The organism is Bradyrhizobium sp. Kon37 (assembly GCF_055807535.1).
In genome coordinates, this window is sequence record NZ_JBVVOY010000002.1 from 709,249 (window position 1) to 727,312 (window position 18,064).

Here is an 18,064-nt window from a genome sequence, read left to right on the forward strand (position 1 = left end):
TTTTATTACGATGCCGCCTTCAGCTTCGGCGCAGCGCCCGGCTTGGGCCGCCCAATCTTCGCCAGGGCCTCGGCACGCACGAGCTTCAGCCCTTCCTTGGCGTCGTAGCCGTGGATTTCCTTCACATCGAGCTTGCGCATGAAGTCGATGGTTTCCTGGGTGATGACCTGCCCCGGCACCATGATCGGGAAACCCGGCGGATACGGGATCACGAAACTGGCCGAGACGAGGTCGGGACCGGCCTTGAGGCGACGGTCGATCTCGGAATCGCCGAGCCGGATATATTCGCATCCCGCCGCATCATAGGCCGAGTAGAAGCCGCTACGAATGTCGCCCTCGTTGGTCCTGGTGCCGGCATCGCCACGGAAACTGTCGTGGAACTGCGAGAAGTTCGGCAGGTCGGGCACATCGGTCATCAGGCTCTTGACCCGCGCCTCGAAGGTCTTCTTCGCATTGGCGCCGCCCTGAACCAACCCGCGGTCGACCTCTCCCGCGATCTCGGCCAGTACCCTCACCAGATGCGCGACGTCGCTGCGGGTGTTGTTGATGTTCGACTGGAACAACACCGAGTTGCGCGATGTCTTGTTGATCTGGATATTGTAGTCGTTGGCGAGGATACCCTTGAACTGCGTACCGTCGTAACCTGCGGTGCCGCACACCAAGGTCATGCGGGTCGGATCCAGGCAGAACTCGTCGTCGTCCAGGCTCTTCAGGATGTTCGCCCAGTTCATGCCAGTTGCGAGATAGTCGGTGAAGCCGCTCTGGCGATATTGCGCCGGCACCATCGCGTCCGCACCGAGAATCCGGAAGTATTTCGAGATCAGCGGATTGCTGTTGACCGCCCTCCGGATCGCGAACGCAATTTCGATCGCGTTGGCGACGAGACCGTAGCCCTCGAGCTCCATCTGGCGCCGCGAGACATCGAGGCTGGCGATGAGCTGCTGGTTGGGGCTGGTCGACGCGTGCGTGAACACCGCCTCCTTGAACTGCTGCTCGACGGTGTGGAATTCGACGTCCTTGACCGACAGCATCGAGCCCTGCCGGATCGCCGACATCGACTTGTGGGTCGAGTTGGTCTGGTAGACGCGCAAGCGGATCTGACGCGGATCCGGGATCAGACGGGTCTTGAGCAGCACGTCGTCCGAGGGAGTCTTGCCGAGCTCGGCCTGCTGCTTCTCGTAAGCCGCGACCGATTTCGGGTCGTGCATCCACGTCTCGATCTCATTCGCGGCGCCCATCGCGGTCCGCCGACGCAGGAACGGCGAGAAGCGCGCGAAGCCGAACCAGGCTTCATCCCACAGGAAGATGAGATCGGGCTTGATCGCGAGACATTCCTCCATCACCCGGCGGGTGTTGTAGATGTGGCCATCAAAGGTGCAGTTGGTCAGGTCCAGCATCTTGACGCGGTCCAGCCGGCCGTCGGCCCTCGCGTTCAACAGCGCCTGCTTGATGGTCTTCAGCGGCACCGCGCCATACATCGAATATTCCGTCATCGGGAACGCTTCGACATAGATCGGCTGGGCGCCGGCCAGCACCATGCCGTAATGGTGCGACTTGTGGCAGTTTCGATCCACGATCGCGATGTCGCCTGGCCCGAGCAGCGCCTGCACTGCCATCTTGTTTGACGTCGAGGTGCCGTTGGTCACGAAGAACACGCGATCGGCGCCGAGCGCCCGCGCCGCCTTGTCCTGTGCTTTCTTGATGGTGCCGGTCGGCTCCAGCAGGCTGTCGAGGCCGCCGGTAGTCGCGCTGCTTTCGGCCAGGAACAGGTTCAAGCCATAGAATTCGCCCATATCGCGGATCCAGTCCGACCTGAAGACAGATTTGCCGCGAGCGATCGGCAGCGCATGGAACGTCCCGATCGGGCGTTGCGCGTATTTCTTGAGATTGTCGAAGAACGGCGTATCGAAGCGATCCTGGATACCTTCGAGGATAGAGAGATGGAGTTCGAGGAGCTCTTCGATGGAGTAGAATATCCGCCGAACCACATTGGCCTCGGGGTTCCCCGCCATTTCCTCCACGTCGCGATTCGACATCAGATAAAGGTCGAGTTCGGGGCGCACCCGCTTGATGATGTGTGCGAGCCGGAGAGCGGACGCGTCCGACTCGTCATTGATCCCCGCGGCGGCGGTCATGGTGCGCAATACCGGCGCGTCGTGACGCGAGCGCAGCCCGAACCCTTCGTTGATGACGACGGCGGCGATATTGGGGTTGAGCATCGTCGCGCAGAAGGCGTCTTCAAGACTGCCGACGATCACCGGCTCATAGACGAAAGAATCGACCGGACGGCGCAACTTGCGCCATTCGGCGGCGAGCGCCGGCCACTTCTCGGAGGAGACGCCGGTGACGACCAGCGTTTCGAAATAGGGTCGCCGGGCTGCATGTGAGCCGAAAGTCGAGGACACGAGCTCGGGTGCATCGCCACTGCCGTCGTCCTTGGGATCCCAATCGCCGGCATGTTGGCGGAAGGATCTTGTCATCAGGGCCTGCGTAATCCGCGTCGCAAGACCAAGTGAACCCGCCGCATCCCCAGCCGACGCCGCCTCCCTCAACGCTGCCATCAATTGCAGGCCGGGATAGCCGTGAAACTCTTCTATGACGGAGAGATCGGCCAGCGCCGCATCGTACTTTGCGCGGTCGCCCCCGCGCGCCCATACCTTGGCTGCTTCGACCAGATCGCGCCAGTCGTCCGCCCGTCCGCCGGGCCCGGAAATGAACTGATCGATGCGCTTTTCTGCAGCCTTGGCGTCCTTGGACATGTCTCTCTCCGGATCTCTTTGCGACGTCTCGGCCGGGATCGTGGTGCCCGCTCACGTCGGTCTATTGATCCAAGTCAACGGACGCGCATCTTGAAGAAGGTGCGATGCACCTCGCGATGCAATATCGCCAAAGTGGCTGCCGGCGTCCGGTTTCGGGCGGGAGATCGGATCAGAGCTGGCTGGGCAATAGCGATATCGGATCAGACGATTGCTTGTTCTCACCGAGCACGTCGTCGACCGAGCGAAGCCAAGCCGCACTGTCGGTCTTTTCCGCCAATCCCTCAGCCCGCAGCAGATCGCGCAATTGTGCGTGCGCGCCGACAATGCAGAAGGCGATATGCGCCGAGGCGAGTTTGTCGTAAAGGTCGTGCAACATGCGCGCCCCAGCCAGATCGATGTACGGCGACGCGGAGAGATCGCAGACCACCAGTCTGACATCGGCTGACTTCAGCAAGGCATCCGACACTGTTTCCAGGATTGTTTCGGCATTGATGTAAAGCAGCGAGGCTTCTGGTCGAAAGGCGATAATGCCGACCAATGGCTCGACCCCTTCGTGCCTCGCATCGTCGGAGTAACGGCCGGTACCCGGGAGGCGACCGAGGAAAGCGACGTTCGGGCGTGAAGCTCGCGCCAGGAGGAGGACGATCGAAGCGACCGCCGCGAGCAGGACGCCCTGCAGGATCCCCAGGAGCAACACGGATAGGAGGGCAATTGTCGCAGCGTAAAAGTCGATGCGGCTGACTTGCCACATCCGCACCAGCGCTCGGATGTCCACCAGCCTGTAGACGGCGGCAAAGACGATCGCCGCCAGCACTGCCTTTGGCAGATTCGTCAAAAGCCCCGTGAAGAACAGCAGGCATAGCGCAAGCGTTGCCGAGCAGATCACCAGGGCCAACGGCGTGCGCGCCCCGGCATTGTCGTTGACTGCAGATTGCGACAGTCCCCCGGCCACGGGATAGCCGTGGCCGAAGGCGGTGACGAGGTTCGCCGCGCCGAGCCCCAAAAACTCCTGTCGGACATCAAGGGCATAGCCATGTTTGGCAGCAAAGCTGCGGGCGGCGGAGACGCCTTCGATATAAGCCAGCAGCACGCATCCCGCAGCCAGCGGGAAGAGCTCGTCGGGCTCCAATAGGCCAAAACTCGGCAACCCGATAGCCGGCAATCCCTCTGGGATTTTCCCGGTCACCGGCACGCCAAGGGACGGAAGGCCAAGCAATGTCGCCACGACAATCGACAACGCCATGATCGTAAGCCCGACCGGCCTTCCCGGCAGCCGCCGTTCTCCCACCAGCAGGAACAAGAGCGCAATGGCTCCGATCGCCAGAACCAGCCAATTGATGCCGCCGAGCTGACCGGCGAACTTGATGGCGCGATCGAAGAAATTGTGACCGCCTCCGGCGACGCCGAACAGGCTCGGCAACTGGCTCATCATGATCGTGAGTCCCGCGCCGGCCTTGAAGCCGACGAGAATGCTGTCGCTCACCAGGCGGACGAGAACGCTGAGCTTGAATAGCCACGCGATCAGACAAAGCAGCGCCACCGCGCATGCGGCCAGGCTTGCGATCTCGGCGTATTTCGCCGCGTCTCCGCCGGACAATGTCCCAACCGTCGCCGCAATCATCAGCGAGATCGCCGAGGTCGGACCTATTGCAAGCTGGCGCGACGACCCGAGCAGCGCATAGCCGATGCCGCCGAGCATGTAGCCGTAGATTCCGATCTGGGGCGGCAGGCCCGCCAGCGTGGCATAGGCCAGCGACACCGGAATGGCGTAAGCCGCAAGCGTAATGCCGGCGATGGTGTCCGAACGTAGCCAGGCGCGGTGATACTGCGCCAACCAGGTTGCGGGCGGGAACAGGAAGATCCAGCGCCATTTCCGCCCGGAAGACATCAGAGCCTGCCCTCCTCGCTTGAGACTTCGCAGAGCAACAGCACGACCAGCAGTGCGATCACGGGGAGACCGAGCGCCAGAATTGGGATTTGCTTGGTCGCGAAGGCGCCCACAGCCGCCCCTAGACCAAAGGTGACGCATAAGGTGACGAAAATGCCGGGGGGACGGAGCGTCCCATTGCCGGAGGCCGCAGCGAACAGCCCTTCAATCGCCTGCCGCATGTTGCCCGTGATCATGACGGAGCTGTAGAGCACGCCCTCGACCCTCGTGAAGACCGCGCTCTGCACGGCGGCGACGAAGGAAATGCCGAGTGTTCCGGCGAGATCCGGCAAGCGGTTGTGCAGGATGGCGATGGTGACCAGCAGGAGGATTTCGACCAGCGTGCTGATGGCACTGGCGCGCTGTCGCGCCGCCCGGCGCAGCCATGACGCGACGCCAATACCGACCGCGAACGCAAGGATCGGTGGGACGAAGTGGAGCGCTTTCGTCCAGTCGCCGATCGATCCATAGACCCACAGCAGCACGAGATTTGCAGTCTGGGCGTTAGCCATGACGCTGTGCATGATCCACGTATAGGCGTCGAGATAGCCGCCCGCGAACGCCAGCAACAGCGCGACTGGCACCGTTTCGTCGCGGCGTATCGACGAAGCAACGGCGGTATCCATCGTGCTCATGTCCCAACGTCGGCTTTGGAATCCTGCGGCTCAACAGGGAGCGACTGGCTGACCGCGAGGATTGATCTGGATCAAGCATCGCCGGCTATCACCAACCAGATTTGGTGCAAATGGCTGGAGGGCCTGCACCATGAGCACGGTCAGATGGATCATCTCCGCCGCTCCGGAAATTTTTCTGCTGCTGTCCGTCGCGCTCGGCACCATTCTTGGCCGCGTCAGAGTCCGCGGTTTTTCGATCGGCACCACGGCCTGCACGCTCATCGTTGCCGTCCTGATCGGGCAGCTCGGCACCTTCACGTTTCCGTCCCTGCTCAGGGTCATTCTCTTCAGCCTGTTCGTGTTCACGATCGGCTACCGGTCCGGACCCGAGTTCTTTGCCTCGTTGAGCATCCGGACCCTGGCGCAGGTTGCGCTCGCACTCGTGCTTGGCGGCACCGGCCTCGTCATCGTTCTCGTATTTGCCCATGTGTTCGCGCTCGGTCCCGGCACCGCTTCCGGTCTTGCTGCGGGAGCCCTGACACAATCGTCGGTCATCGGCACCGCATCTGGCGCACTAGCCCAGCTCGGACTCCCCAAAGAGTTGCTGCAGCAGCAGGACGCCAATATCGCCGCCGGCTACGCCGTCACCTACGTGCTCGGCTATATCCTCACGCTCCTGTACGTGCCGTTTGTCGCGCCGAAATTGATGCGGATCGATCTGAAAGCGGAAGCTGCAAAGCTCGAGGCGGAGCTTTCGGGTGGCAACCCGCCACAAACTGAGAATCTGCATTATCGCAAATTCCAGGCCCGCGCCTATCGAGTGTCGGCCGCGGCCGGTCGGACCGTCGGCGCCGTCGAAGACGAGATCGGCAGCCGCAGCGTGATCGAGCGGATCGTACGCGGGGGAGCTGACGTCGAGCCGCATCGCGACACGGTGCTTGAAGCGAGCGACGACATCGTCATCGCGGGTCGCACGGCGGCCATTGTCGCCGCAAAGCCGATCGTTGGCACAGAAATCGATGCCGATGAGATCCTGAAGGCTCTTCCAGGCAATGTGGTCGACGTCCTCGTTGACAATCGCAAGCTCCACGGCCGCTCCGTCAAGGACATGGCCGACCGTGTCGGCGACGCCGCGCGCGGCGTGTTCCTGCGCACCTTGACGCGGATGGGACGCGAGGTCCCCCTGAGCGCCGACACCCGCGTCTATGTCGGTGACGTCATGACGCTGGTCGGCAGCACCCGCAACATCGAGCGCGCCGCCTCGCAGGTTGGACAGATCCTGAGCTCCGAAGACCGCACCGACATCGCATTCCTTGCCGCAGGCATCGCCGTGGGTCTGCTCGCCGGTCTCGCAAGCGTCAAGATCGGGTCGGTGCCCCTGACGTTGGGCGGTGGCGGTGGCGCCCTGATTGCGGGGCTCTTCTGCGGCTGGCTCCGCTCGCGGCGGCCGACCATGGGCGCAATGCCGCCTGCAGCGCAGCAGACGCTGAGCGATCTCGGCCTTGGCGGCTTCATCGCCGCGATCGGGCTCGGGAACGGCCACGCGGCCTGGGTCGCAATCCAGTCGCACGGCATGCTGCTGGTGGGCATGGGCCTGGTGGTCACGCTCGTGCCGCTGATCGTGACGACCCTGTTTGCCCATCGCGTGCTCCGCATGAACCCCGTGATCATCTGCGGCGCCCTGGCCGGGGCCATGACGGTCGACGCAGCCGTGACCGGCGCCTGCGAAGTTGCAGAAAGCCAGACGCCGGTGCTCGGGGTCGCGGTGCCCTACGCTGTCGGCAACGTCGTCCTGACCGTGCTTGGCCCCATCATCGTCGCCAGCACTTTCGCCGGTTGAAGGAGGCGCACGTGAATTCCCGGCATGCTTTGGACCTAAAAGGGATATGGACTGCTTTGAGCATCCTGGCCTGCCTTCTTGCTCCTGCACGGGCCGAAGAGAACGCCCGCCTCCAGGAGGAGATCTGGGCGCTGCCGCTACCGCTGCCGATGTTCGCCTACGTGGTGCGGCCCGTCGGCGAAGGCCCCTTCCCGCTGGCGATCATGAACCATGGCGTGTCGCTCAAGCCCGTCGACCGGAGCTTCTTTCCGCTGGTGGAATTCCGAGACGCCGCCAAATGGTTCGCAAAGCGCGGCTATTTCGTCGTGGCCCCCGTCGGCACCGGCTATGGTGCAGCCGCCATCGACGTTCCCGAGCATGGTCTCTACGGGCCGTTCTTCTCCAAGGTCGGAAGCTGTACTAGTCCCAACTTTCACGACGCCGGACGTGCCGTTGCGCAAGTCGATCTCTGGATCATCGACTACATGGTGGCCGAGAAACGCGTTCTGCCGAAGGACGTGATCGTCATCGGACAGTCCGCGGGCGGTTGGGCTTCCATTGCGCTCTCGAGCGCAAACCCGCCACAGGTGAAGGCAATCATCACGTTCGCAGCAGGACGCGGCGGCCGCGTCGACGGCAAACCCAACAGCAATTGCGCACCGGACAAGCTGGTCGAAGCGACCGCCGATTTCGGCCGAACCTCGCGAGTGCCAATGCTGTGGTTCTATATCGAGAATGACACGTTTTTTGGCCCGGCCTTGTCGAAGCGCATGCACGACGCTTTCACCGCTGCCGGCGGCAGGGCCGAATATCATCTGATGCCACCCTTTGGCAACGAAGGGCACTTCTTCATCGGCTCGCCCGATACGATCCCGACGTGGTCACCGCTCGTTGAACAGTTCCTCGACGCACAGAAATAGCCGCGGCGGACGCGCGGCTGGAGACACTGCCATGATCAGCGCAGCTTCGACACCATGGCTCAGGCAGATGGTCGCCAATCTATCGATTTTGTTCGCAGCGACCCTTGTCGGACCGGCTTCAGCCCAGAACGCGGCAGCGCAGGAGCGCGCGCACGAGGCCAGACCCGCCGAAATCGCGCCTCGCGGACAGCGCGAAGCCAAGGACATCACCTATGGCGACTGGCGGAAGCTTTGCGTCAAGCCCGGCGGTGCGCCGATGCTGTGCCGGACCTCGATCACCGGCAAGTTTGCAACGGGCCAGATGGCGGTGCGCATGGACCTGATCGAGCGCGACGGCGACCGCACTGCCCGGCTGCAAGTGTTTGTCCCTGTCGGCATGTATCTGCAACAGCCTGCCAAGCTGACCGTTGATCAGGGAAATTCCCGGTCGTTGCCCTACACCTGGTGCCTGAGCAATGCCTGTATCGCCGCCGACGCCGCCGATCCCAAGTTCATCGAGGACATGGAAGCCGGCAAGGCGCTGGTGCTCGAGGTCACCGATTCCAACCTTTTGTCTCTGACAACATCGCTGCCGCTGGCGAAGTTTGGTTCGGTTCACAATGGCGCCCCCGCACAGACCCTGGAGCAGGACATCGAGGAGTGAGCAGCGGCGGGGTCAGCCATGGTCGGCGCAGGCGCGTTCGATGGAATCGATGAGAGCGCTTGCTGCGAAGGGCTTGGCCAGATAGGCGGCGCACCCGGACTGAATCGCGGCAGCCTGATTTGCCTGGCAGTCGTTGCCGGTAATGTAGATGACGGGGACACTGGCACATTCGCTCGCGAGCGTGCGGCGGAGTGAGATACCCGACTCTCCGTTCAGATTGATATCCAGAACGATGCAGCACGCCTCTTCAATGCAGCCATAACTAAGCAGCGCAGCGGCGGACTCAAAAGCAACAGCATCAAAGCCGTGCTTTCGAAGCAGCCGCTCCAAGCTTCGGCGCATTGATAAATCATCATCCACGACGTAAATCGGCTTACGTGCAAACAATGGACCCGTCTTTCTGATTGGAAACCTGGCACTCGCGTCGCAACGACGCTACGCGGCAAAGGTTCCTGCGCTAATCCGACGGCTAACGACGCCGGTATGTAGGCGGCCCAGGGCGAATTATGTCAATAACATTTCATATTGTCCCATCGTACAGGTCTGATCGCAGGCTTGGCGAAGTAACGACGCCGGCCTGAGGTTCACACCTTTGCCGAATCCAGAAGGCCGAGCCGCTCGGCAGCGGACACCAGTTCGGCAAACGATAGTACCTGCATCTTTGTCATCACTTGGTGACGGTGCGCCTTCACCGTGCGTTCGGTCGTTCCGAGCTCATAGGCGATCTGCTTGTTGATTTTACCGCGTACGATCAGGTCGAACACCTGTCGTTCGCGCCGCGATAGAGACCTCAAGCGAGTACGTAGCGAATCGAGCTTGCTCTGTTGGCTCCGCGCCACCTCCTGTTGAGCCATTGCCCGCTCAATCGCATCGATCAACTGCTCAGACGATACCGGCTTGGTAAGGACATCCTCCGCGCCGGCCTTGATTGCACGAACCGTCGTCGCGGTATCGGCATGTCCGGTCAGGAAGACGATCGGCAGCGGCGAACGGCGTTGGATGAGCGAGCTTTGCAACTCCGGCCCGCTCAGGCCAGGAAGCTGCACATCAAGCAAGATACATCCCGGATGGTCGGACCCTGGCGGATCATCCAGCAACTGCTGGGCGGACGCGTAGGTCACAACTTCATACCCAGCCAGTTTGAGCCGACGCTGAATCGCCATCCGGAAGGATGCGTCGTCGTCCACGACATATACGAAGCCGGACAAGTTTTTTCCCTCGGTACTTCAAATGCAGAAAGACTAGACGTGCCGTTGATGCCTGAGCAAAGCAGCCCAATTGGGATGCCACAACCGGGAACGAAGCGTCCGTTGTCGGCATATTGCCGCATCATCTGACAGACACTCTGACGGGTTCTCAGTCAGCGCCTCGACCCCTCCTGTACCTTGGTACAATGCACCTACAGACAATGGTTGAAAACCCCAATTATCGCCTAAACAACCTTCGCGGGAAGCGGATTTTCGGCGGCTCCCTATTCCCGCGATGGAAATACCGCGTCACCATTAGTTCGGGAGTTGGCCATGTTCGTTCGCACCGCTGCCGACGCCTCCTCGCGGCTTCATTCGCTCCGCGAGCTAGGGTTAAACACCGATTCAAATCCGATCATAAGCCTAAACGAGTTTACCTATAAGAAGGGCTCCGAAGTCTACGGCGAAAAGGAGCCCGCAGAGTACGTCTATCAGGTGAAGAAGGGCGCTGTGCGGAGCTACAAGCTGCTATCGGACGGCCGACGCCAGATCGGCGCATTTCATCTTGCGGGCGACATCTTCGGGCTGGAAAACGGCAGCGTGCACAGGTTCACGACGGAAGCGATCGTCGACACCACGGTTCGTTTGGTGAGGCGCCAAAGTCTCGAGCTGGTCGCGCAGGACGACGCCGTGGTGGCTCGCAACCTGCTGAGCATGACCACGATCAACCTTCAGCATGCGGAAGACCACATGCTGCTGCTCGGCCGCAAGACGTCGCTGGAGCGGGTCGCAGCCTTCCTGATCGAGATGGACAAGCGGCTGACCGCCGCCGGGATCATGGCGCTGCCGATGTCGCGGCGTGATATCGCCGACTATCTCGGATTAACGTTGGAAACCGTCTCCCGCGCACTATCGCGGTTGCATGAGCTCGGTATCCTCGGCTTCATCGGAAACACCCAGCGCCAGATCGTGCTGCTGGACAGGCTGAAGCTCGCTAGCCTCGATCTCCAGAACTAGACCCGGGCGCCGCAATCGCCGCAAGATGCTCAACCGTCTTGCGCAGGACCTCGAAAAGAACCGCGGTCGACCAACCAAACATCAGGATGCCGTTCATCGCTGTCATAGGTCCCGTCAGCCGCCAGCCCGCCACGGGCGTGATGTCCCCATAGCCGAGCGTGGTGTAGTTCACGAAGGTGAAATATAGCAGATCGCTCCCCGGAGGCGCCGCGCCGACTGTCGCATAGGCGAGCGCCCAAATGAGAACCTCGACTGTGTGCGCGACCATCAAAATGACAGCAGTGGTGACCATCACGGCCATGAGGTGCGACCGGGGCCGCGCGGTATGCTTCAAGCCAGCGGTACGAGCGATGTCGATGGCCGCAACGGTCACCAGCGCGTGAATCATGATGTTGATCACGCTGATCAAGGTACCGAGCAGGAATTGGACCGCCATTGCGAGCTCCCTCAGACGCTGCCGGGGTTTGGTTGGTCAGCCCTGCCATCCGGCCCGCGGTATGATGCGGGCGTTTGACGCAGATCAACGTGCCGCGGGCGTGTACGCTCGGCACTGCGGCCGCCAAGACCCCCGGTCATGACGCTCAGCTTGCCACCCTCGAGCCACCCTTCATCAGCAGCGCCAGCGTGTGCCTGGCGATCATGAGATCCTCGTCGGAGGGCACGATGTAGACTGGGATGCGGCTCGCTGGAGACGATATCAGCCGCGATTGCAGCGCGTTCTCTTTCGCATCGAGCTTGACACCGAGCCATGCGAGCTGCTCCGCCACGCGCGAACGGAGCAATGCGGAGTTGTCGCCGACCTCTGCCGTGAAGACGAACGCGTCAAGACCCTGCAACGCAGCTGCGAGCATGCCCGCGTTGAGACCGATTCGATAAACGAAATGATCGATGGCGAACTTCGCGCTCGCGTCCTTACTTGCTTCGAGCTGACGCATATCACCGCGGCCCACGACTTTCGGATCGATTTGCCCCGCTCGCACGTCCATCGGCAATCCGTCAAGCGCGGTGAAGGCCATTGTGCTCTCTACGCTCAGTCCACCGCTGAGCGCGCACATCGATGCCTCGCTCCCGAGACGCGCGACTATCACCCGTTTCATCGCGATTTCCGGCGCAATCCTAGGCAAGGCCTTCGCAATATATTCGTAAGTGAGACCATGAAATCCGTAGCGCCGCACGCCCTCGGCATAGAGCTGACGAGGAATGACATAATCATCGGCGGCCGCGGCATGCGTTCGGTGAAATGCGGTGTCGAAGCAGGCGACCTGCGGGAGCGCCAGGAAATTCACCAGGATCGAACGGATAGGCGCCAGATTGTGCGGTAGGTCAAACGGCGCCAACGCGGTCAACCGCTCCAGGCACGCCAGGACTTCCTGATCGATGAGGACTGGCCGATCATGCTCCGCAGCGCCGTGCGCGACGCGGTGCCCGACTGCAATGGGGTGGATATGAAGCTCATCCCGCAACCAGGCGCCGGCAATGTCCATCGCGGCCGCAATATCCTGCACTGCTTCGACTGGGTAAGCGCGATTGGCGAGCGGACCGCCGCCAGCCTTGCTCGCCCGCAGGCGCGGACAGCGCCCGATGCCGTCCAACCGCCCCTTGAGCCGCTGCCGTAGCCTGCCTTCTCCTTCGACAGAGTAGATCTGGAATCGGAGATCAGAAGAGCCGGCATTGATGACAAGGATGGTATCCATGGCGCTCACGTCGCACTCGTTGGAGCATGCCGAATCCCTGCATCAATACCGGCGGTCACTGCAACGGCACCAGGCGGGCCAGACATTTCCACCACCAGATTCCGACCTCGTTGTCGTATCGTTTTGGCTGAAAAGCTCGGTCGAACTCATTTAGGTCAACGCTCGATCGCCAGTTTCGCCGGCACAGCACGTTCGGCACGAATCCAGGCCACCGTCAGCTCCCAGACCACAGATAGAATGATAGGTCCGATGAAGAGGCCGATGATCCCGTGGAAGAGGGTCCCTCCGATCACCCCGATCAGGATGACGAGCGCCGGCGTGGTCAGGCCGCGCCCCATGACAAGCGGTTTCAGGATATTGTCGAGAACCGATACGATCACGAGAAACACCGTCAGTAGGAGCGCGATCGGAAATTCCTTGTCGGTCCAGATCCAGATGATAACCGGCAGGATGACGATGGTCCCGCCGATCTGCACGATCGACAGCAACAGCACCACGAAGGCAAGAAGGCCCGCGCTGGCGATGCCGGCGAGCTTGAAACCTATTCCCGCCAGCAAGGCTTGGATGATAGCAACGCCGATCACGCCTTGAGCCACCGCGCGGATCGTGGCTCCCGCCAAGTCCAGAAAATGCTCGCTTTGGTCCGGCACGATGCGCGACAGAAAGCTGCGCCCTGCGGCCACGAGCTGAGGTCCATACGGAAACAGCACGCCGGCCACCGCCACCGACAGCAGAAACTTGACCGTTCCCACACCGGCATTGCCGGCAAACCCAAGCAAGGTGGTCGCGAATGGCTTCAAATAGGGCACGACCGCGCGCAAGAGCGACCGGAGGTTGGTCGTCGCCTGGTCCCAGAGATCGAAGAGCTGAGGCCCGATGACTGGCCACTCCTTGAGCGACTGCGGCGGCGAAGGCACATGCAATTCACCGGCCGTCACCTGGGCGGCAAGATCGGTGATCCCGTCGACCGCGCCCATGCCCAGCCAGGTCGCCGGTCCGATCACCACAGCCAGGTTGACGAGCGTGAGGATCGTCGCCGCAAGCTTCGGCCGCCCACCGAGAATGTCGCTGAGGCGCCGAAAAACCGGGTTCAGCGCAGCAGCAAGCACGACACTCCAGGCCAATATGGGGATGAATGGACGGACCAGGAGGAGCGCCCAGACGAGCAGCAGCCCAAGCAATCCGAGCCGGATCAAAAGCTGGATGATCTCGTCTCCGGAGAATATCTGACGGAGTGTTTTCACGGACGCGCCTTCAGTCATGCCGCGCATGCTGAGGCGAACTAGCCCCTGCTCTCACGCCGCACGCTTGATCCAGATCAAGCGTCGAGCCTCTTCTAGGGCTGTGGTCCGGTCTAGGGCTGCGGTCCGGAGAGAGTCAGCTCACGCTCGGCCCGAAATACGTTGCCGTAGAGACTCGCTATCCATTGCCGGCCTCGAGACGTCACGTTGAGATAACGTATCGCCGGTTGGATCTGGGGAGCTACGTTACTCCAATAGAATTGTGGATATTTGTAAACGATGTCCGCTGGCGTCGCGTAGCCCAAGGTCTTATTGAGGCCGATCTCCTCGAACTCGTAGAACAGCGCGTTGCACTTCTTCAGATAGTTGGGATCGCCGAGCTGACCGATGAGATCGGCGGCCCGTAACAGCAATCCCTCCTCTTCAATGAGGCTGTCATTCGAAGACATCGTGTAAGGAAACCGGGTATATTCGATCGCCCGAGCGACCCGGTCGGCATCCACCTGCTCGACGGAATCCAGCCGTTCCAGCACGAACAGTTTCGACCGATCGACATGGTATGGCGCGAGAGCCGCATCGGACGATCCTCGCGTCAGACGAACCGTGTTGCCGGTGACGTCCGCGATGAACAGATCGTCCTCATCGCCCTGAACGACGCCGCGGACGTATCCGATGTCGTGGGCAAGGCACGCCAGAATGAAATTCGCATAGTCGTTTGCCGTGGTGGGCCGGAGCAGCGCGCGCCCCGTCAGGATATCGTGCCCGGCAAGGGTCACGAGCAACGTATGCTCGATGTTATGATAGAGAGCATCGCTGTTGCCGATGCACTCCATGGTGAGCTTGGCCGCGAACGGAAGCAGTTCGGTCAGACCGGCATGGGAGGCACCGAACCGGTCCTTGGTTTCCATCGTCAGAAACGCGCCCAGAGCTTGCGACACCAGTTCCGGAACTGTGATCATCAGGTCTCTCCGCTATGTATTGTCGACGATGCAGATCAAGCCGTTGCGATTAATGTTCGCGATATTCGCAGGTTCTTCAAGCCCGCCGCGCTCTACGACCTAAGGACGATCCATCTGGTGCCGCGCCTCGGGCAAGCGGACCGGTGACCGGCCGGAGCCGCTCACGGCCTCCAATCTCGCTCGTTGATTCAAATCAAGGCCAAGCCGGTAACGACCGCAAACATTTCATGTGCACGGTCACGCCGCCGGCGCGACGGAATCCTTCCCTCGCCGGTCAATCGAGATTTCAACCAGGTGGAGGACATTATGAGGTTCATCAAAGGAGCATTTGCAGCAAGTCTTACTGTCGCGAGCGCCATGATTTCTGTGCCCGGGAGCGAAGCAGCGCCTTTGCCCACCAACGTCGGCGTGATGAGATCCGCGCTCGATAACGACGTGGTGAAAGTGCGCTATGGAGGCTGGGGCTATCGTGGCGGATGGGGTGGAGGCTACCGCGGAGCGGGATTGGGCTATCGTGGTTTGGGATATCGCGGCGCCGGATATGGCTACAGAGGTTACGGATACAGAGGCTACCGTGGCTGGGGCGCGGGCGCAGTGGTCGCGGGCGCCATCGTCGGTGGCGCAATCGCAAACTCCGGCTACTATGGTGCATATCCCTCCTACGGCGGCGGATACTCCTCTTACGGCGGAGGATACGGCTATGACTATTGTCCGCCCAGTGCCTACAGCGCCTACGGTAGCTATGGCGGTTATGGCGGCTACTATGCAAGGCGGAGCTACTATTCGGGCTGGTAGATCTGCCTCGGATTTTCCTGAGCACGCGCTCTTGGTGCCCGGGCTCGTCTTCGCGAGCCCTGAAAGCGCCAACGCGGTCGTATACTGCCAATATGTGGACTAGCGCGCGCATTGCATCGCAAGACCGGGCGTCGTCGTGGGAGTGCGTCCCGTCGCACGCGCTGCCGCACGAGAAGCAGTGCGGTCCGGCACTCCGACCAACCGCGGCGGTCCGGTCGATCGCGCCGGCCGACGCTGACTGGCTTGCGCATAAGACCATAAAAATGAGGGCCGGCATGACTGCCGGCCCCCTGAAGACATCAGACCGGGAGAGTTCAGTACCTCGCGACGACCGGGTTGGCCCCTCCGAAGCGATAGTTGAAGCGCACGGTGAGCATATCCACGTCCTGGGTGATCCGGTCGTTTACAAAAGCGGCAAGGCGCGGATCGGCGGCCGTGAACGAATTATTCCGATGCCCCATGAACAGATGGTCGTATTCGAGCCCCACCGACCAGTTCGGGGTGAAGCCATACTCGTATCCGACACCAATGACACCACCCCAGCGGGTTGCGCTTTGCGCCGCGAGCTCGGCGCCGGACGCAGTATCAAGCACGCTGAGACGATTGTCTGTTACCGCAGCGCCGCCCTTCACGTAGAACAGTGACGCATTCCAGGCGTAGCCGATCTGGCCGGTGAAGAGGCCGATGGCGCTCGTTTTGGCGCGCGTGGAGAGCGCCGGATTGAACAGGCTGACGCGCTGGTTGCTGAGATCCGCCCAATCGCCCTGAGCCTCCAGACCAAACACCCACTGGCTGGCCTGCCAGCGATAACCGAGCTGGCCACCGATGACACCACCGGAACGATCGCGGCAGCCAGAGGCGACGGCGACTCCAGCCGCGTCAAGGAAATCCACGCAATTGTGGTTCTGCGCCCAGCCACCATTGCCGCCGATGTAGAACCCCGTCCAATTGTAGATCGGAATGATCGGTGCCGGTGGCGGCGCCTTTACGGCCATATCGGCAGCCATGGCGGTCCCCGCCGTGCACAGCGCCACCAGACCAACGGTTGCTAGTAGAAGTCTTTTCATCATGCTCTCTCCTTGCCGGCCGCTTTTTGATTTGCTCGAACGGCGGCTTGTTGCACTGCAATCATCCCCCAACTTCCAGCTGAAACTCTACGGGCGAGGCCACAAACTCCACGTACCATAATGGCAACACTCAAGACATTTCGAACGCGACATCGGCATGACGCACCAAGACATGCTGCCTATTTCTCCGGTTCGCGCTTGTCATCATGGCCGCCAACCTCGTCGCCTCGGTCTTGCTCTATCCAGGACGGAATGTCGCTCGAGGGAATCAGCCGTCGCGGCAAAAAGGGATTGAGCGTGCCTGCAAACACGATCAATCCCTCATTGAATTTCTCTCGCGCGAAAGCCCGCGCCTCGGCTTCGCTCTCGAATGTGCGTGTCTCCCGTGGACTTCGCCGCTTCGGCAAGGTCCCACGCTTCTGCACTTCGAATGTAACGTACCAGGTCTGCGGCATCCGCCAGCTTCCGGATCGCGATCAAGCAGACATCTGCCGGCGAACGATGATCGGTGAGAGCATGTTGACGTCCTAGTTGCGCCGCTCTTCACGGCGCTCCGTGCGCCCTGTACGCCTTTCCTGGCGGCGTTCAGTCCGGCCCATGCGCCGTTCCTGACGCCGCTCGTGACGGGCTCCCCGCCTCTCCTGGCGTCGCTCCATGCCGATCGTCTGCGCCGGCGCTTCTGTTCCTAACAGCACCGTGCCGGATGCCGCCAATTCGAGTACAGCGGCCCATCCGAGCAATGAAAGAGCCCCGCGACGATCGATTCGTTCAGACCTTGACGTTTCACTCATGTCAGTTACTCCCGATCTAAGGACATTTGATTGGGCAATGCCTCGACGTGCACTCGTTGCTAGTATCGATGGCGGACGTCCCACTCCGAAGATGCGATCGGACACGCTCACCAAACCTGGTTGCCAAACCAGCCGTACTGCGGCGGCCGCGCGACGAGCCGGATATTTTTTTCGATGTGCCTCCTCGCATTTTTGTTTTGACGCTGCGGCTTCACATCAGCCTTTGTCGACGGACGCGCTGCCGGTCGTTCGGCATCGAGCGGTCCTAGCTGAGCAAAGGCCTCGCGCACGCGCGTCTGTGGGAGGTCGGCGCCTGGCAGGGCACCAAGCTCGACCTTGGCGATGTCGGTTGCGACAATCGTGGGCAGGCTAGTGTCGAGAACGACCCGCTCGGGCAATTTCCAATCGGAATGGATGCGGATGGTGGCGGAGCGCGCAGCTCCACCGTGGATGGCGGGCCGATCCCGCAACAGGGCGTCCGCAACGAAGAGCATCGCGAGCAACGCACCGCCGACATAGAACAGATATCGCGAGATGGGCATTGTCGGCGCCATTGCCGCCGCAGATCTTCGTCTGGCAAGCAACGGGCCACGGCGGCAGGATTGGCGAAGGAATGCAACCTGCATGGGCA

At 61.5% G+C, this 18,064-nt stretch carries 17 protein-coding genes; 5 read left to right on the top strand and 12 right to left on the bottom strand.

Annotated elements, in window-relative coordinates; all coding sequences use genetic code 11:
* Window positions 1-5 precede the first annotated feature (5 nt).
* From AC0L3J_RS07710 to AC0L3J_RS07720, 3 genes are all read right to left on the bottom strand, one after another.
* Window positions 6-2,759, bottom strand: a complete 2,754-nt coding sequence (locus AC0L3J_RS07710; protein ID WP_473346701.1) for a decarboxylase — start codon at window positions 2,757-2,759, stop codon at window positions 6-8.
* Between the two features lie 169 nt (window positions 2,760-2,928).
* A complete protein-coding gene (locus tag AC0L3J_RS07715; RefSeq protein ID WP_473346702.1) occupies window positions 2,929-4,647 on the bottom strand; it encodes a SulP family inorganic anion transporter in 1,719 nt (572 codons plus the stop codon).
* Window positions 4,647-5,321 (bottom strand): YoaK family protein, encoded by a 675-nt coding sequence (locus AC0L3J_RS07720; RefSeq protein ID WP_473346703.1) that lies wholly within the window; start codon window positions 5,319-5,321, stop codon window positions 4,647-4,649. Before AC0L3J_RS07720 ends, AC0L3J_RS07715 begins: the two co-directional genes overlap by 1 nt.
* A gap of 130 nt (window positions 5,322-5,451) precedes the next feature.
* Between AC0L3J_RS07720 and AC0L3J_RS07725 the strand changes: the two genes are divergently transcribed.
* Genes AC0L3J_RS07725 through AC0L3J_RS07735 form a run of 3 tightly spaced genes read left to right on the top strand, consistent with a single transcriptional unit; the run spans window position 5,452 to window position 8,682 of the window.
* Window positions 5,452-7,140, top strand: coding sequence for an aspartate-alanine antiporter-like transporter (locus AC0L3J_RS07725; protein ID WP_473346704.1), 1,689 nt, complete (start codon window positions 5,452-5,454; stop codon window positions 7,138-7,140).
* Between the two features lie 56 nt (window positions 7,141-7,196).
* The gene (locus tag AC0L3J_RS07730) at window positions 7,197-8,039 is read left to right on the top strand and encodes an alpha/beta hydrolase family protein (protein ID WP_473346706.1); all 843 of its coding nucleotides are present in this window, start codon (window positions 7,197-7,199) and stop codon (window positions 8,037-8,039) included.
* A 31-nt stretch (window positions 8,040-8,070) separates the two neighbouring features.
* Window positions 8,071-8,682 (top strand): invasion associated locus B family protein, encoded by a 612-nt coding sequence (locus tag AC0L3J_RS07735; RefSeq protein ID WP_473346708.1) that lies wholly within the window; start codon window positions 8,071-8,073, stop codon window positions 8,680-8,682.
* A gap of 12 nt (window positions 8,683-8,694) precedes the next feature.
* Here AC0L3J_RS07735 and AC0L3J_RS07740 read toward each other — a convergent pair whose 3' ends face one another.
* Both AC0L3J_RS07740 and AC0L3J_RS07745 read right to left on the bottom strand, forming a co-directional pair.
* Entirely contained in the window at window positions 8,695-9,069 is a 375-nt protein-coding gene (locus tag AC0L3J_RS07740; RefSeq protein ID WP_473346709.1) for a response regulator, read from the bottom strand.
* A gap of 197 nt (window positions 9,070-9,266) precedes the next feature.
* The gene (locus AC0L3J_RS07745) at window positions 9,267-9,890 is read right to left on the bottom strand and encodes a response regulator transcription factor (RefSeq protein WP_473346711.1); all 624 of its coding nucleotides are present in this window, start codon (window positions 9,888-9,890) and stop codon (window positions 9,267-9,269) included.
* A 312-nt stretch (window positions 9,891-10,202) separates the two neighbouring features.
* On the opposite strand from AC0L3J_RS07745, the gene AC0L3J_RS07750 reads away from it, so the two are divergent.
* Window positions 10,203-10,886: a helix-turn-helix domain-containing protein gene (locus AC0L3J_RS07750; RefSeq protein ID WP_473346712.1), complete on the top strand. Its 684-nt coding sequence runs from the start codon at window positions 10,203-10,205 to the stop codon at window positions 10,884-10,886.
* Here the strand turns inward: AC0L3J_RS07750 and AC0L3J_RS07755 are convergent.
* The 4 genes from AC0L3J_RS07755 to AC0L3J_RS07770 form a co-directional block, all read right to left on the bottom strand.
* Window positions 10,864-11,322: a potassium channel family protein gene (locus tag AC0L3J_RS07755; RefSeq protein WP_473346713.1), complete on the bottom strand. Its 459-nt coding sequence runs from the start codon at window positions 11,320-11,322 to the stop codon at window positions 10,864-10,866. The two genes, AC0L3J_RS07750 and AC0L3J_RS07755, sit on opposite strands and share 23 nt — an antisense overlap.
* A 145-nt stretch (window positions 11,323-11,467) precedes the next feature.
* Window positions 11,468-12,580, bottom strand: coding sequence for an acetate/propionate family kinase (locus AC0L3J_RS07760; RefSeq protein ID WP_473346714.1), 1,113 nt, complete (start codon window positions 12,578-12,580; stop codon window positions 11,468-11,470).
* Between the two features lie 155 nt (window positions 12,581-12,735).
* Window positions 12,736-13,851, bottom strand: a complete 1,116-nt coding sequence (locus AC0L3J_RS07765) for an AI-2E family transporter (RefSeq protein ID WP_473346715.1) — start codon at window positions 13,849-13,851, stop codon at window positions 12,736-12,738.
* Between the two features lie 83 nt (window positions 13,852-13,934).
* Entirely contained in the window at window positions 13,935-14,780 is an 846-nt protein-coding gene (locus AC0L3J_RS07770; RefSeq protein WP_473346717.1) for an HD domain-containing protein, read from the bottom strand.
* A gap of 438 nt (window positions 14,781-15,218) precedes the next feature.
* Here AC0L3J_RS07770 and AC0L3J_RS07775 point away from each other — a divergent pair, with 438 nt between their 5' ends.
* Complete coding sequence (locus tag AC0L3J_RS07775) at window positions 15,219-15,575, top strand: hypothetical protein (protein WP_473346718.1); 357 nt, start codon at window positions 15,219-15,221, stop codon at window positions 15,573-15,575.
* A gap of 314 nt (window positions 15,576-15,889) precedes the next feature.
* On the opposite strand, the gene AC0L3J_RS07780 is transcribed toward AC0L3J_RS07775, so the two are convergent.
* The 3 genes from AC0L3J_RS07780 to AC0L3J_RS07790 all read right to left on the bottom strand — a co-directional run bounded on the left by AC0L3J_RS07780 (window position 15,890) and on the right by AC0L3J_RS07790 (window position 17,975).
* Window positions 15,890-16,645: an outer membrane protein gene (locus tag AC0L3J_RS07780; RefSeq protein WP_007592988.1), complete on the bottom strand. Its 756-nt coding sequence runs from the start codon at window positions 16,643-16,645 to the stop codon at window positions 15,890-15,892.
* Window positions 16,646-16,821: 176 nt separating this feature from the next.
* Window positions 16,822-17,097, bottom strand: a complete 276-nt coding sequence (locus tag AC0L3J_RS07785; RefSeq protein ID WP_473346720.1) for a hypothetical protein — start codon at window positions 17,095-17,097, stop codon at window positions 16,822-16,824.
* Window positions 17,098-17,540: 443 nt separating this feature from the next.
* Window positions 17,541-17,975, bottom strand: a complete 435-nt coding sequence (locus AC0L3J_RS07790; protein ID WP_473346721.1) for a hypothetical protein — start codon at window positions 17,973-17,975, stop codon at window positions 17,541-17,543.
* Between the last annotated feature and the right edge of the window lie 89 nt (window positions 17,976-18,064).